Origin of the sequence: Pseudomonas gozinkensis (genome assembly GCF_014863585.1) — a bacterium.
GTDB lineage: Bacteria > Pseudomonadota > Gammaproteobacteria > Pseudomonadales > Pseudomonadaceae > Aquipseudomonas > Aquipseudomonas gozinkensis.
Genome location: NZ_CP062253.1, coordinates 3710692 through 3726261, shown reverse-complemented (window position 1 = coordinate 3726261; position 15570 = coordinate 3710692). Strand labels below are relative to the sequence as shown.

General features: G+C 63.2%; 5 protein-coding genes. 2 read left to right on the top strand and 3 right to left on the bottom strand.

Translation table 11 applies throughout. From position 1 onward, the window contains the following. Nucleotides 1-9 precede the first annotated feature (9 nt). Entirely contained in the window at nt 10-1119 is a 1110-nt protein-coding gene (locus tag IHQ43_RS16305; RefSeq protein ID WP_192561297.1) for a substrate-binding domain-containing protein, read from the top strand. A gap of 198 nt (nt 1120-1317) precedes the next feature. Further along, the gene (locus tag IHQ43_RS16300) at nt 1318-13818 is read left to right on the top strand and encodes a filamentous hemagglutinin family protein (RefSeq protein WP_192561296.1); all 12501 of its coding nucleotides are present in this window, start codon (nt 1318-1320) and stop codon (nt 13816-13818) included. Nucleotides 13819-13866: 48 nt separating this feature from the next. Here the strand turns inward: IHQ43_RS16300 and IHQ43_RS16295 are convergent, their stop codons facing one another. The 3 genes from IHQ43_RS16295 to IHQ43_RS16285 form a co-directional block, all read right to left on the bottom strand. Next, nucleotides 13867-14094, bottom strand: coding sequence for a type II toxin-antitoxin system RelE/ParE family toxin (locus tag IHQ43_RS16295; RefSeq protein ID WP_243459157.1), 228 nt, complete (start codon nt 14092-14094; stop codon nt 13867-13869). 46 nt (nt 14095-14140) lie between these two features. Further along, complete coding sequence (relB, locus tag IHQ43_RS16290; protein WP_192561295.1) at nt 14141-14335, bottom strand: type II toxin-antitoxin system RelB family antitoxin; 195 nt, start codon at nt 14333-14335, stop codon at nt 14141-14143. 252 nt (nt 14336-14587) lie between these two features. Further along, entirely contained in the window at nt 14588-15535 is a 948-nt protein-coding gene (locus IHQ43_RS16285) for a SphA family protein (protein WP_192561294.1), read from the bottom strand. Nucleotides 15536-15570 lie beyond the last annotated feature (35 nt).

The window sequence follows — 15570 nt, the reverse complement described above, 5'->3', positions numbered from 1 at the left end:
AGATTCTTCATGTTCAAGCGCACTCTGATCGCAGCCTCACTGACTGTCGCCGCATTGGCCTCCGCCCAGGCCATGGCCGCCAACGTAACCGGTGGTGGCGCGACTCTGCCTGCCGCTTTGTACAAAGGTTCCAGCAACAGCATCCTGCCTGCCAACTTCACCTACGCCGGCACCGGCAGCGGCACTGGCAAGACCGCTTTTCTGAGCAACAACTCGGCTCTGTTCAGCGCCACCGGTTCGGTACACTTCGCCGGTAGCGACTCGGTCCTCAGCGCTTCGGAAATCAGCACCTACAACACCAACTTCGGTGCTTCGTACGGCCCGCTGATCCAGCTGCCTTCGGTGGCCACTTCGGTTGCCATTCCGTACAAAAAATCCGGTCAGACCGCTCTGAACCTGACCAGCGCTCAGCTGTGCGACGCCTTCTCCGGCACCAAAACCACTTGGGGCGCTCTGCTGGGCACTGCCGACACCACGCCGATCCGCGTTGTTTATCGCAACGTTTCCAGCGGCACTTCGGAAATCCTGACCCGTCACCTGAACTCGATCTGCCCGACCAAGTTCGCCACCAACTCCACTTTCACCAGCGCTCGTCTGCCAGCCGGTTCGACCCTGCCTGCGAACTGGGTAGGCGTTGCCGGTACTTCTGACGTGGCCACTCAGGTCAACGCTGTTGACGGCTCCATTGGTTATGTCGGTCCTGATGGCGTGAATGCCAGCAGCAACGCAGTGGTTTCTCGCGTCAACGGCGTTCAACCGACTCCGGCCAACGTCACCACCGCGCTGTCTTCGGCACCTCTGCCAACCGCTCCTTCGAACCCTGCGCAATGGGCTCCAGTGGTTGCCAACCCATCCAGCGGCTACCCGATCGCTGCCTACACCAACCTGATCTTCGGCCAGTGCTACAAGGATGCAACCGTGGCCGCTGACATCAAATCCTTCCTGACCACTCACTACAGCGTGCCGGGCAACGCTGCAGCGACCATCAACCACGGTTTCAGCGTAGTTCCGACCAACTGGAAAAACGCCGTCACCGCCAACTTCATCACCAACACCAGCGGCAACAACCTGGACATCAACAACGCCAGCGTGTGCAACGCTATCGGTCGTCCTTTGTAAGCTTCGCGCTAACCCGCAAGACGAATGGCAGCCCTTCGGGGCTGCCATTTTTTTTGGCCATATCGGATGGCCGCGGCGGGCAGTTACACCTCAATCATGAAGTTTGTGTGACATCGGTTCGGTCGTGTCCCTCGCCAACCGCCTATGTCGTAACAGCAGGTTGTCGCCGACCTGCGGCAATCAAAAGGACTCGTAGTGATGCTCGCTCGCCCATCCCGTCGCCATACCCGCGCTCAGTCGTTAAAACGTGATGCCATAGACCCGGCGCTGTGGCTGCTCAAGCCGCTGGCCCAGGCCGTGGCGTTGTGTCTGGTGGCGGGCGGCGCGCAGGCGCAGACGGCGTTCAGTTCAAACTGGTTTGCTGCCAAGGGTGCTGCGCAGCAAGCGGCGGCAGCACGCCCGAGCAGCGGCGGATTGCCGGGCATGACCCCGCCGCTGGCGCAGCAGCAACGGGCCAACCAGCAGTTACAGCGTTCGATACAGACCTTGAACAACACGGTCGCGGCGATTGCCGCGCAACAAGCTGCGCAGGCGGTCGGGCGCGCAGCGGCACTGGGTTCGGTGCAGGTGGTGCCGGACGGTCTGGGCGCCGGCGGTCTGCAAGTCGATAACAGCCTCGCGCAAGGCTGGCAGAACGCCAAAGGCCCGCAACAGACCCAGGCCGACGGCAAGACCAACGTGCGCATCGAGCAGACCGCCGACAAGGCGATTCTCAACTGGGAAACCTTCAACGTCGGGCGTAACACCACCGTGGAGTTCGCTCAGCAGGCCAATTGGGCGGTGCTCAACCGGGTCAACGATCCGGCCTCGCGTCCGAGCCAGATCCAGGGCCAGATCAAGGGTGACGGCACGGTGATGCTGATCAACCGCAACGGCATCGTGTTCAGTGGCAACAGTCAGGTCAACGTGCGCAATCTGGTGGCCGCCGCGGCGAACATCACCGACGTTCAGTTCCGTGAGCGCGGCCTGTATTTCGACAGCAGTGGCAGCCAGCCAACCTTCACCGACGCTGTCGGCAAGGTGCTGGTCGAGCGCGGCGCGTCGATCCAGACCGCCGGCCCCGCGACCTCCACCGATGCCGGCGGCTATGCGCTGTTGCTCGGCAGTGAAGTGCAGAACGACGGCAGCATCAGCACCGCCAAGGGCCAGACCGTGCTGGGTGCCGGTGACCGCTTCTACATCCGTAAAGGTTCGGGCACCGAGGGCAACGGCTTCTCCACGACCTTCGGCAGCGAAGTGATTCCCGGCTTCAACAGCGGCAGCAGTGTCGGCAAGGTCAGCAACAACGGCTTGATCCAGGCCGCCACCGGCGACATCACCCTGACCGGCCACGAAGTCGTGCAAAACGGCGTGCTGCTGGCCAGTACTTCGGTGGCCACGCGCGGCACCATTCACTTGCTCAACCCGGCGACCGATACCAGCGGCAGTGTCACGCTGGGGCAGGGCAGTGCCGCGGCGATCATGCTCGACAGCAGTGATCTGACTGCACTCGACAGTCAACAAAAAGCCGCACTGACCGGCGTCAGCCCCAACAACAAAGTGCGCAGCGACCAGTCGCGCATCGAGATTCAGAGCGGCGGCAGTGTCGAGTTCCAGAATGGCTCGATCACCCTCGCCACCGGCGGCCAGGTGGCCGTGGCGGCAGGGCGGCGCAGTCTGGTGCGCGATGGGGCGCTGATCGATGTGTCTGGGGCCATCGGCGTGAAAGTCGCGATGGAATCCAACAACATCAAAATCAACGTCCAGGGCAACGAGCAGCGCGACGCGTCGGTCAACCGCGAAAAAGGTGCGCTCAACAGCAATGACGTGTGGGTCGATGTGCGTGAGCTGGTGTATGTGCCTGCGGGTACCAACGGTTATGCAACGGATCGCTGGTACACCGCCGGTGGTTTGCTTGAGGTCGGCGGCTATCTCGGCACGCAGGGCCACAGCATTGGCGAATGGATGGCCCAGGGGGGCGCGGTGAGTTTTGCCGGCAACGATGTGATCACTGAGAAGGGCTCGTTGATCAATCTGTCCGGCGGCACGCTCGACGTGCAGAGCGGCGAGATCCGCCAGAGCTGGCTGCGTGGCGCCGACGGGCGCTTGTACGAAGTCTCGCGGGCACCGGGGGACATGCTCTACACCGGCCTGTACAAAGGTTATGAGGACAGCAGCGAACGTTGGGGCCAAACCAGTTACTACTACAGCTCGTTGATTGCCCCGCGATCGCGCCAGGAATCCGGCTACACCGTGGGTCGCGATGCCGGGCAACTGGTGATCGGCACGACCAATGCGGTGCTCGACGGGCAGTTGCTCGGCGAGGTGTATCAGGGTGAGCGCCAGACCCAGGCGCCGCGTGCGCCGCTGGATGGTTACGAGCAGAGCCAGACGGCGCTGGCGCGTCGCGCACAACTGATCGTCGGCAGCTATGACCCGGCGTATGTGGCGGCGGCCGGTGGCGTGTTGTACGGACTGAATCCTTTGCTTGATCAGGTGCAGATCGGTGGTGAACAGATGCTTGCGGGCGCTGACCGGGACCTGCTGACGGCAGTCTCCGACGCGCGTAAGGGCAAGCTGTTCCTCGACGCCGGGCAACTCAACGGCTTCAAGCTCGGTGCGTTAAAGGTCGCGGCCAAAGATCGCATTACCCTGGACGCCGCGTTGCAGGTCGATGCCGGTGGCGAGATCACCCTGTACGGGCCGGATGTTCAGGTCAATGCTGACCTGAGCGCCCGTGGCGGCAGCATTCGCCTGGGCAACGTGCTCAATCAGTTGCAGACCAGCAGCGTCACCGACACCCGAATCACCCCGGCCGCTGGCCATCCGGAACGGGTCACCGTGGCCCATGGCGTGCAACTCGATACTCGCGGGCTGTGGAGCAATCAACGCACCGACCCCGACGACGCGGCCAGTCTGGCCTGGCTGGACGGAGGGTCGATTTCGATCCGCAGCAGCGGCGATATCGATGTTCAGAGCGGCAGCCTGCTCGATGTGTCTTCCGGCGCGGCGATTCTGGCCAACGGCAAGACCCGTGGCGCCAGGGGCGGCAGCGTCACGCTGGAGTCGGCGGCCAACAGTGCCGCTGGCACTTCGCAACTCACCTTGGATGGCGAGCTGCGCGGTTACGGCGTGACGGGCGGCGGTACGTTGTTGGTGCAAGCCAACAAGGTGATGATCGGCGCGGCTGATGAAGCGCTTGCGAAATCGACGCTGCAACTGGCGCCGAGCCTGTTCAGCAAAGGTTTTTCAGCCTATAGCGTGATTGGCTTGAATGGCCTCGAAGTTGCCCGGGACACGCAGCTTGATGTGACCACGCCGGTCTATCGTTTTACTGACGATGCTGCGAGCCAGGTCAGTGGCAGCGATCCGCGCACGGCGCTGGAGTTATGGACACCGGCGCTGTTTCAGGAGAATCCGACCAAAGCGCTGTTGACCCAACGTGCCGGCGCCAGCCTTTCGCTGCAGGCCGGTCCGAGCCTCGTGGGGCTGATCGACCCGCGCAACGCGACGCTGACCCTCGGCACAGGTTCACGCCTGAGCGTCGATCCGGGGCAACGCATCAACTTGCGCGGGGCGGGGCAGATCACCGTTGACGGTACGCTGCTGGCCTGGGGCGGCACGATCGATATTCGCCAGCAGCAGTTCGGCAGCATTGACCCGGCCCAGAGCCAGCAGGAAGCGCCGACGCAGGCGCACAACCGGTCAATCTGGATCGGTGAGCACGCGGTGCTCGATGTGGCGGGGCGCGCCGCCACTGCCGTCGATGCCCTGGGAAGGGTGTACGGCCAGGTCGGCAAGGGTGGCAGCATCATCATCGGTGGTGAAATCGATTCGAAGAAAGCCACGGCAACGTCGGCCGACGCTTATGTGATCGTGCGCCAGGGCGCGCGTCTTGACGCTTCGGGCACCCAGGCGGTGCTGGACATTGCCGGGCAGGGTCCGACCACGGTCGCTACCGACGGCGGGCGGATTTCCCTGAGTTCCTACAACGGCCTGTTCATCGACGGCGACCTGCGTGCCGCAGCCGGTGGTGCCGGCGCGGGTGGCGGGCGGCTGGACATCGCCCTGGAAACGCCGCTATACCGCCTCAACACCGCCAGCAACGAGGTCCGGCGACCACGGGAAATCATCATCGGCCAGGGCGCTGGCAAGACCACCCTGGCGGCCGGTCTTGAACCCGGCGAAGCCGCACCCATGCTGACTTACGGTAGCGCCCGGCTGAGCGCCGATGCCTTGATGGCCGGCGGCTTCGATCATCTGGGGCTGTTGAGCAATGGCCTGATTTCGTTCGATGGCGACGTCAACCTGCATCTGAATCAAAGCCTGAGCCTGTATGCCGGCGCGATCTCCCTGGCCGAGGGTTCGAGCAGCAATGCGCGGATCAATCTGTCTGCACCGCACCTGCGGTTGCTGGGCCCGGGCGCGTATTACGACTCCAGTGTCTTTATCCGCCCTCGGGTCATGCATGCGCCGACGCCCGATGTCTCGGCGGCGCAGTTCACCGCCAGCGCCAGCCTGCTGGATATCGGTAACAGCCTGTCGTTCGGTACCAAGGGCAATATTCTGCAACTCGATGCGCCGGTCCTTGAGGTTGGTCGCCGCAGCTTCGCCGAAGTCACGCTGGCCAGTCAGGGCGACCTGCGGTTCATCGGCTCTTCCACGCAAACCTATGCCGAGCTGTGGACGGCGGGTGATTTGAACCTCGGCGCCGCGCAGATTTATCCGGTGAGCGGGATTCACGCCCGGGTGCGCGCCGGCTTCCAGCAGCAGACCGATCCGAGTGACGGCACCTTGCGCATTTTCGCTCAGGGTGGCGTCCCGGCGGCATTGCCTTATTCGGTGTTCGGCGAGTTGATCCTCGCCGCCAGCCACATCGAACAAGGCGGGGTGGTACGGGCACCGCTGGGCCTGATCACTCTGGGTGAGAGCAGCAAGTCGGTGCAGACCCGCGAGGTTGCGTTGTTGCCCGGCAGTCTCACGTCAGTCAGCGCCGCCGGACTGGTCATGCCTTATGGCGGCACGACTGACGGTATCGACTATCGCTACAACGGCAGTTCGGTGCTGTTGAGGGGCATAGTCGGCACCACGACCGGGGTGGCCGTGCAGTCGCAGTATCTGGATGTCGCGCAAGGCGCGGTGATTGATCTGTCGGGCGGTGGCGATCTGCGCGGCGCCGGTTTCATCTCCGGGCGTGGCGGTTCCACCGATGCCCGCTACAACCCGCTGGTGCGCAATGCCGCTGACGGCACGTTCAGCCTGCCGGGCCTGGCGAGCAATCCGGTCTACGCAATCCTGCCGGGCAATCAGAGTGTCTATGCCCCGGTGATCGCCGAGGCTGGCGCGGTCGATCCGCGCATCGGTCAACAGGTCACGATCGGTGCGGGCGTGCCGGGTTTACCGGCCGGCACTTATACCTTGCTGCCTTCGACGTTTGCCTTGTTGCCCGGGGCGTTCCGGGTCGAGGTCAACGGCCAGGCGACGCCGACGGCCATGGGTGGCGCGCTGCAAATGCGCAATGGTTCATGGACCAGCAGCGGCCAGATGTCGATTGCCAATACCGACGTGCGTGACAGTCTGCCGAGCACGCTGACGCTGACGTCGGCTGATGTACTGCGCCGCTACTCGCAATACAACGAAACCAGCTACAGCCAGTTCATCACCAGTGACGCGGCGCGGCGTGGAGTACCACGCGCACTGGCACCGATGGACGGCAAAACCCTGAGTCTGAATCTGGAGCATGGTGAAGAGCATGCCATTGCCCTGGATTTCAACGGCGAGGTGTTGTTTCAGCCCGCTGAGGGCGGCGTTACGGGCACGGCCGTGGTGAGCGAACCGTCAATCGGTATTCTCGAAGTACTGGGCGCAGGCCATGAGCCGACGCCGGATTTTCGCGGTGTCTCGCTCTACGCCGACAGCCTCAACCGCCTGAATGCCGGACGTCTGGCCATCGGCGCGGCACCGACCGTGGAATACGGCGCTGGCGGCAATATCGTGACCTTCGTCAACGGCGGCTCGGGCACCGACATTTTCTTGCGTGAAGGTGCGATCCTCTCGGCGCCGGAAGTCATGTTGCGCACCGAGAACACCGGCGGTGGCATTACCGTCGAGGCCGGGGCTGGGATCAATACCCTGGGGCGCGGCGAGGTCTCGTTCGACTCCACCGACGGCTTTGTCTATCAGCCGGGGCAGGCCAGCCTGTTGCTGGTTTCCAATGGCTGGAACAGTGTGCTGGCGCCGGAGAAAGCCGTCGACCATACCGGTGCCGGCAGTATCCATATCGGCACCTGCTCGCTGGCGCCGTGCAGTAACCCGGCGATCCTGTATTCCAACGGCAGTATCAGCGCCGCCACCGACAACCACTTCGAACTTGATGAGACGGTGCGTTTCGGCACCCGTCATCTGACCCTGGCGGTCGGCGCGGTCAATGTCGGCAACACACAGGTGCTGGGCGACGCGGCGGGGCGCGTGCCGGTGGGTCTGACCCTGAGCCAGAACGTGCTGAACCGCTTGCTTCGGGGCGACACCCAGTTCGGGGCGCCGGCCCTGGAATCGCTGAACCTGACCGCTCGCGACTCGTTCAACTTCTTTGGCACCACCACGCTCGACACACTGGACCCGCAAACCGGCCAGAGCAAACTGCAGAACCTGATCCTGACGACCCCGGCGATTTACGGCCAGGGCGGCAGCGAGGACGTAGCCACCTTGCGCACCGCCAATCTGATCTGGAACGGAGCCACCCAGGCGCCGGGAGCAGTAGTCAGCGGTGGCGCCGGCACAGGGCGCGGGACCCTGCAGATTGAAGCGCAGCGCATCGAATTGGGTTACGGGCCGAATCCGCAGCCCAGCGGCCTGGATCAGAACGACCGTCTGGCGTTGGGCTTTGCCAACGTCAACCTCAGTGCCAGCGAGCGCATTACCGCCAACCACAAGGGCAGTCTTGCGGTGTATCAGGAGCAGGGCGCGTACGACCCGGTCAAAGGCTACGCCTACAGCGGCGGCAACCTCATGCTGCGCACGCCGTTGCTGACTGGTGAAGCCGCCTCGGTCAACTCGCTGAAGGCGGGCAATAACCTGACCTTGACCGGCAGCGCTGCCAGCGCAGCAGCCGATGCGCTGGGCGCGGAACTGACTTTGGATGCGCGCCATGTTGTCCTCGACAGCCGGATCGCGCTGGCGAGCGGCAAGCTGGTAGTCAAGGCCGAGAATGACTTGACCCTGACGGGCAATGCGCAGCTGGATCTGGCCGGACGCACCTTGCCGTTCAACGACGTCAACAAATACAGCTGGGGCGGCGACGTGTCGCTCTTCAGCAACAGCGGCAATATCCGTCAGGCGGCCGGTTCGCGCATTGATCTTTCGGCGCAGAACAATATGGCCGGCAATCTCAGCGCAGTGGCGCTGGCGGCGAACGCCGGTGTGGTTGATCTGCAAGGTCAGATCCTCGGCGCCAGCAGCGGTCATTACGATGCCGGTGGCACCTGGGTGCCATACAAGGCCGGGGGCGTGGAGATTCGTGCGCAGCAACTGGGCGACGATCTGAATCAACAATTCGCCGCGCTCAACCAGCGCTTGAATGACGGCCAGGTGTTCGGCAGCCGCAGCTTCCAGTTCAAACAGGGTGATCTGCTGATCGGCGATGGCCTGCGCGCCGGCGAGGTCAATGTCTCGCTGGACAATGGCCACTTGAGCGTGGCCGGCACCATCGACGCCAGTGGCGAGCGGGTCGGCAGCATTCGTCTGTCCGGCAAAAACGGTTTGACCTTGGGCAGCAGTTCGGTCCTCGACGCTCACGGTCGAGTGCTGCGGGTCGACAGCTACGGCAAGATCATCGATGCGCCGAACCGGGCGATCGTCGAGCTCGATTCCGGTGCCGGCGTGCTGACGCTGGCCTCCGGTGCGCGGATCGATCTGCGCCACGGCACCGATGCCGCGCCGGGCAGTCTGACCGGACAAAACGATGGGCTTGCACGGGGCACCCTGGAGTTGAACGCGCCGCGTCTGGGCGCCGGTGATATCGCGATCGATGCCAATGGCGCACTGAGTATTCAAGGCGCGCGCTCTATTGGCCTCAACGCCGTTCGCCGCTACACGGATGCCCGCGACGGCGTTGATCCCGCAGCGAGTGGCCGGCCGTATCAGGTGATCGATCAGGCACTGTTCGATCGGATTCATGGCGACAGCGACGCCTTCATCAACGCGGCACTGGTCAACAGTGACCTGCTGCAGCGCAAATTGGCAGGGTTGAACAACGCGACCTACCGCGATGCCTTCCATCTGCGCCCGGGTGTGGAAATCGCCAGCAAGTCTGCCGACGGCGATCTGCTGGTCGAAGGCGATATCGACCTGTCGCGCTACCGCTACGCGAGCCTCAATCCGCACACGCAGAAAACTGCGCTGTATGGCTCCGGTGAGTCGGCGAGCCTGGTGATGCGTGCCGGTGGCAACCTCGATATCTACGGCAGTATCAACGACGGTTTCGCGCCGCCGCCGGAAACCGTGGATGACGCCGGCTGGAAACTGCTGCCGGGCGTGCAGCCATTCGGTGGCGATCTGATCGTGCCGGGCAGCGGCGTGACGCTGGCCGAGGGTACGCTGTTCCCGAACGGCACTACCTTGAACTACGACTTGCCGATTCAGGCGGCCACATTCGCCAGCGGCACGTTGTTGCCAACCCAGGCGGTTCTGGCCGGTGAGTACACCTTGAACGCCGGCAGCGTGTTGTCCGCCGCCATCCACGATTCGGCGGGCAACCTGCTGTACGCCGCCGGCACTCTGCTTACACAGAACTTGACCTTGCCGATCGGCAGTCGCCTGGGCGCCGGTACCCGCTTGAACACTGCCACCGCACTGCAGGCCATGAGCTGGCCTAAAGGCGTGCCGCTGCCGGGCACGCTCGGTGCGGATAATGTGCTTGTCGGGGTCAAATTGAGCAGTGCGCTGGCGCTGCTGCGCGGCTCGCTGATTCCGTCGATGACGGATGTGGTGCTGGCTGACGGTATGTCATTCATTGAACTGCGCGGTTACACCAACGCTACACAACAAGGCCGTAACTGGGCCGTGGCGAGCATGTTGCCGGCGGGCAGCACGTCGTGGTCGATGCGACTGGTGGCCGGCTCCGATCTGGATGCCGCCGACAGCCGCGCGTTGAAACCGTTGACCAGCGACGGCAACTTGCGCCTGGCCGATACCCACTACGGCTTGAAAGTGACCGAGAAAAAACTCGATACGACCTGGGTCGACGGCAACCCGATGGGTTATCCGGAAGGCACGGTGGTCAGCGATGATGAGCTGTATTTGTGTGACGTGTTCCCCGGCGCGTGCCTGTTGCCGGCCAAATTCCTCTGGGCGCCGGACAACATTGCCGGGATGCCGGCGGGTACCCCGGTGGTCGAGGACGACCTGTGGTGGTGTGATGCAGACCCGTTTTCCTGTGCGCCGAACAAGGGCGGGATCAGCACCACGACCCACTCGCAGATGTTCAGTGTGTTGCGCACCGGCACCGGCGACCTCGACCTGTTGGCGGCTGGTAACCTGAGCATGGATTCGGCGTTCGGGGTATACACCGCCGGCACCCAATCAAGCGACGTCGATCCGCGCTACAACCTGCGCCGTGGCAACTTGACCGACAATGGCTCGGTGCTGGGGAGCCAGGGCGCCGATTACGAAAAATGGGTCAATGGTGGTAGCGACAGCCTGTATCAGGCCTGGTATCCGCAGTGGGGCGGCAACCTGACGATCAATGCCGGTGGCTCGGTGTCCGGCGACGCCGTGGGCCGTCGCAGCCTCAACCCCCAGGCCAAGCTTCGTGAGCAGGTTGCCAGCGTCTCGGTGGGCAATTGGCTCTGGCGCCAAGGCGCAGGCAACAGCGATGTGCCGACCGCCTGGTGGATCAACTTTGGCAGCTATGCGACCCAACCCCTGCCGGATCAGGGCACCGATAGCGGCCCTTATCTGGTCGGCTTCACGGGTTTTGGTGCGCTGGGTGGCGGCAACGTCAGCCTGCGTGTCGGCGGCGACGGCGGCATGCTCCGGCCGTTGGGCGACAGCGGGTTGAACCCGCGCAGCCAAGGCTTGATCGTCGCGGTCGGCAGCACCGGACGGGTCGGCAGCGACGGCAGCCTGCAATTGACCGGCGGTGGCGACATGGACATTCGCATCGGCGGCACGCTCAACCCGTCGCTGCAAGCGAGCGCGGGGCTGAGCGGCAACGCCTCACCGAACCATGACTTGCAGGGAGCCTTGATCAACCTGCGCGGCGCGGCACAGTTGTCGGGCGGGGCACTTGGCGCGATCAACCTGCAATACGGTGCGGCAGCGGCGTTGCAGGATGCGCGCGAAACCCGGGCCTTCGACCCGTTCACCTCGACCCTGGGCATTGCCTCCGGTGGTCTGGTGTTGATCCCCGGTGACTCGGGCATGCGCCTGAGCACGCGGGGTGATCTGGTGCTCGGTGGTGCGGCGGACCCGGGACGCGTGCGTCTGCAAAACAGCACACCGTTCACCGATGCCGCTGGCGTCGTGTATGGCGGTGGCGGACTGGCGGGTTTCTCGCTGTGGACGGATCACACCGCTATCGATCTGTTTTCAGCCGGGGGCAACCTGACCCCAAGCACCCAATTGGCCGAGACCAGCACGGCAGGGCCGCTGACCAATCGCAACAGCTCGCCGAGCGACCTGCGCTTTGTCTATCCGTCGATCTTGCGCGCCGTGGCCGCTCAGGGTTCGATCTATGCCGGCACGTCAGCGGTGTCTGTCTCCAGTGCGTTTCCTGCTGCACCGGCTTATTCGCTGGTGCTGGCACCTTCAGCCGCTGGTCAACTGGAAATGCTCGCCGGCGACTCGATTTACGCCGGCGGCTATGCCATCGATCAGTCCGGCGCCAGCCGGGCGGCCCTCGCCACGCCATTCGCGCCGGCGTTCAGCGGCTATGCGCAATACGGCAGCAGCAAGCCGCTCTTGAGCAATTACAGCGTTGATGGCGTGGCACCGAGTCAGAACCTGCGTTATCCGTTGTTTGCGTTTGGCGCCGATACTTATTCAGGCACCAGCGGTGTGCAGGCACCGACACGTTTCTACGCATTGACCGGTGATCTGGTCGGCGTGCGCAGCGGTGAAACCTTGCGTTTCAGCACCTCACTGCGCACCTGGTATGTCGCGGCTGCGCCGGTGTGGATGCTGGCCGGGCGCGATATCGTTGCGGCCGGCACCGACCTTGGCAAACCTACTGCTGCGCCGTTGGATCTGGGCTGGAACGTCGAAGCAATTGCCTCCTCGGGCAACCTGTTCGTCCACAACGGTGCGCGTGATGTGTCGCGTGTCTCGGCGGGGCGCGACATTCTCTACAGCAGCTTCGACATTGCCGGCCCCGGCCTGCTCGACATCAATGCCGGGCGCAATATCCTCATGGAAGATCGCGCGAGCATCACCAGCCTCGGGCCGATTGTGCAGGGCGACAGTCGGCCCGGTGCCAGCGTCGTGCTGCAGGCCGGCATCGGTGCACAAGGTGCGGATTACGGACGTTTTATCGCTCGCTATCTGAACCGGGACAATCTCGCTGACGCGAATCTGTCCCTTGCCGGGCAGCCGGGCAAAGTGGTCAAGACCTACCTCGACGAATTGCAGAGCTGGCTGACCCTCGGCTACGGCTTCAGCGGCAATGCAGAGCAGGCGCAAGCCTTCTTCACCGCGTTGCCAAGTGCCGAGCAAGCGATCTTCGCCCGCCAGGTGTACTTCGCCGAACTGCGTGCGGGTGGTCTTGAGTACAACGACGTCGACGGTCCACGCCAAGGCAGTTATCTGCGCGGTCGCAACGCCATTGCTGCGCTGTTCCCGACCACCGATGTGGCCGGTAATCCGATCCGTTATGACGGCGATATCACTCTTTATGGCGGTGCCGGGGTCAAGACGTTGTTCGGCGGCGATATCCAGATGCTCACGCCGGGCGGTGGTCAGGTGTTCGGCATCGAGGGCGCGGCACCACCGTCCACCGCAGGCATCATCACTCAGGGCTCGGGCAACATTCAGCTCTACTCCCAGGGCAGCATTCTGCTGGGGCAGAGCCGGATCATGACCACGTTCGGTGGTTCGATACTCGGCTGGTCGGCCGAAGGCGATATCAACGCCGGTCGCGGTTCGAAAACCACCGTGGTCTACACCCCGCCGAAACGTGTGTACGACAGCTGGGGCAATGTGACCTTGTCGCCATCGGTGCCGAGCACCGGTGCCGGTATCGCCACGCTCAACCCGATTGCCGAAGTGGCACCGGGGGACATCGACCTGATTGCGCCGCTGGGCACCATCGATGCGGGCGAGGCGGGGATTCGTGTCTCGGGCAACGTCAACATCGCCGCGCTGACGGTGGTCAACGCCGCCAACATTTCGGTGCAGGGCAAGGCGACCGGCGTGCCGGTAGTCTCGGCGGTCAACACCGGGGCGATCACCTCGGCCAGTTCCGCTGCGTCGTCGGCGACCCAGGCGGCGGAAGACGTCGCCCGTCAGCAGCAAGCTGCGTCACGCCAGAACCAGGCCTCGGTGTTCACTGTGCAAGTACTGAGCTTCGGCAACGAACAACTGGCCCCGACCCGCGACGGCGCCAGCCGTGCACCGACACCCGGTTACAACCCCAACAGCCCGGTGCAGGTCCTGGGCGCCGGGGCGCTGGATGAACAGGCGAAACAGCAGCTGACCGAAGAGGAGCGGGGACAGCTGACGTTGTAAAGGACTCTCGTGTAGTACGCTTCGGGCGGCCAATTGGCCGCCCTTTTTTTATGGTGATGAGGTTCGTGGGTATTGTCGTCGGGTGTGGACTAACGTCAGTATTTTGATGCGCCCGTTCACTCGATAGACCAGCAGATAGTTCGGATTGACCACCATTTCCCGAGTGCCTGGCGCTCGACCGGACCGGTAACCATAGGGGATTGATGAAAGCCTTTGCGTTGCTGCACCCACCTTGTGCTGCAGAGCCGTTGAAGCGTTTGAGTTGTATTGTTCAATGTAATCGATAATGTCAGCCAGATCGTCCAGAGCTTGATCGCTCCATTCAAGCGGCAGCGCGTCGATTCTTGCGTCTCTCTTCTAATAACTGGTCGAGCCGCACCATGGCTTCCTCATGGGGAATGCCCGGGCGAGGATCATCCAGTACAGCCTGCACCTTGGCACGAAACCAGCGATCGTAGCTCTCGGCCTCTTCTTCGGATTCGAAGTCAGAGTAAAACGGGGAAAGTAATAAGCTCATAGTGATCTCCGTGATCAATTTAACAGTTTAAGGGGGAATGGCCCATTGTCGTCACTGGCAGACGATGCACTCCATGAGCCCTTGAGGAACCATGGAGTAACGAAGCCCAGTATCTGCAAGCGCCCCTTTGAAATCTGCCGGACGTTTCCCTCCGTTGTCCGGCAATCTCGACCGCCGCTGTAGGCCTATTCCCACCCTCTGTTTTTCAGGTTTTCTGCCTACAAATCCGCGCGCGCCTTCCTACAAATGCACTCAGAACGCATACGGAATACTCACCTTCGCCCACAACATTTCCCCCTCCGGCCGGTTCTCCACGTCGAACTCCTTGGCCCAGCGAATCTCGGCGCTGGCGTACTTGAGGAAGGTGAAGTGCAGCGCCGGGCCGATGGCGAAGACCTTGCCGCGTACGCCGTCGTTCACGTCTTCGCCGGCGAATTGCACGGTGTGGCCGAACTGTTTGTCGTCGGTGGTCTGCTTGAGGTAGTAGCCGTTGATGCCGAGCATCAGGTCATCAGTGATCTTGTAGCTGGCCGAGTAATCGAAGTGGAAGATCTGCCCGGACTTGTAGTCAGTGTCCTTGTTCTTCTCGTTGAAGCTGTAGGTGGTTTTCATCGACACCTCGGTGCGCTCGGTCGGCAGCCAGGTGAAGGAAAACAGCGGTTTGTAGGTGTAGAAGTTGTTGCTGGTGTTGGCCAGGCGGTCGACGCTGTATTCGCCGGTGGGCACGGTGATTTCCACGGCGGCGCCGAGGGTCAGGTTCTTGCCCATGTCCCACAGGATGATCGGCGCGATGGTGGTATCGCCCATGCCTTCGCGGGTGTCGCTCAGGCCGAATACCGAAACTTCCTGTTTGAGCCACGGCTGGGCGATGTAACCGGCCAGGCGTCCGCCGAAAATCCGCACCGGGCTCAGGTAGTCGAGACGCGGGATGACGGCGGTGGATTCGATCTCGACGTTCGGCACCTTGCCGCCGAGCGAACTGATGTTGAGCTTTCGCGACTTGTAGTGGTTGTAGTAGAGGTTGAAGGCGACCATGTTCTCCGGAAGGCTGTCGACTTCCAGCGGCAGCATGAAGAACCCGTCGGTGCCGGGGCCGATGTTGTCGACGCCGGCTTCGGTGGCCAGCGCCGGCAGGGTCGCGGCGCAGCCGAGCAGGCTCAGCGCCAGTCGCACAGGGAATGTCGCGCGGTTCGGGGTCATGTCCGTCCTCATTATTATTGTGTTTGGGCGCAACG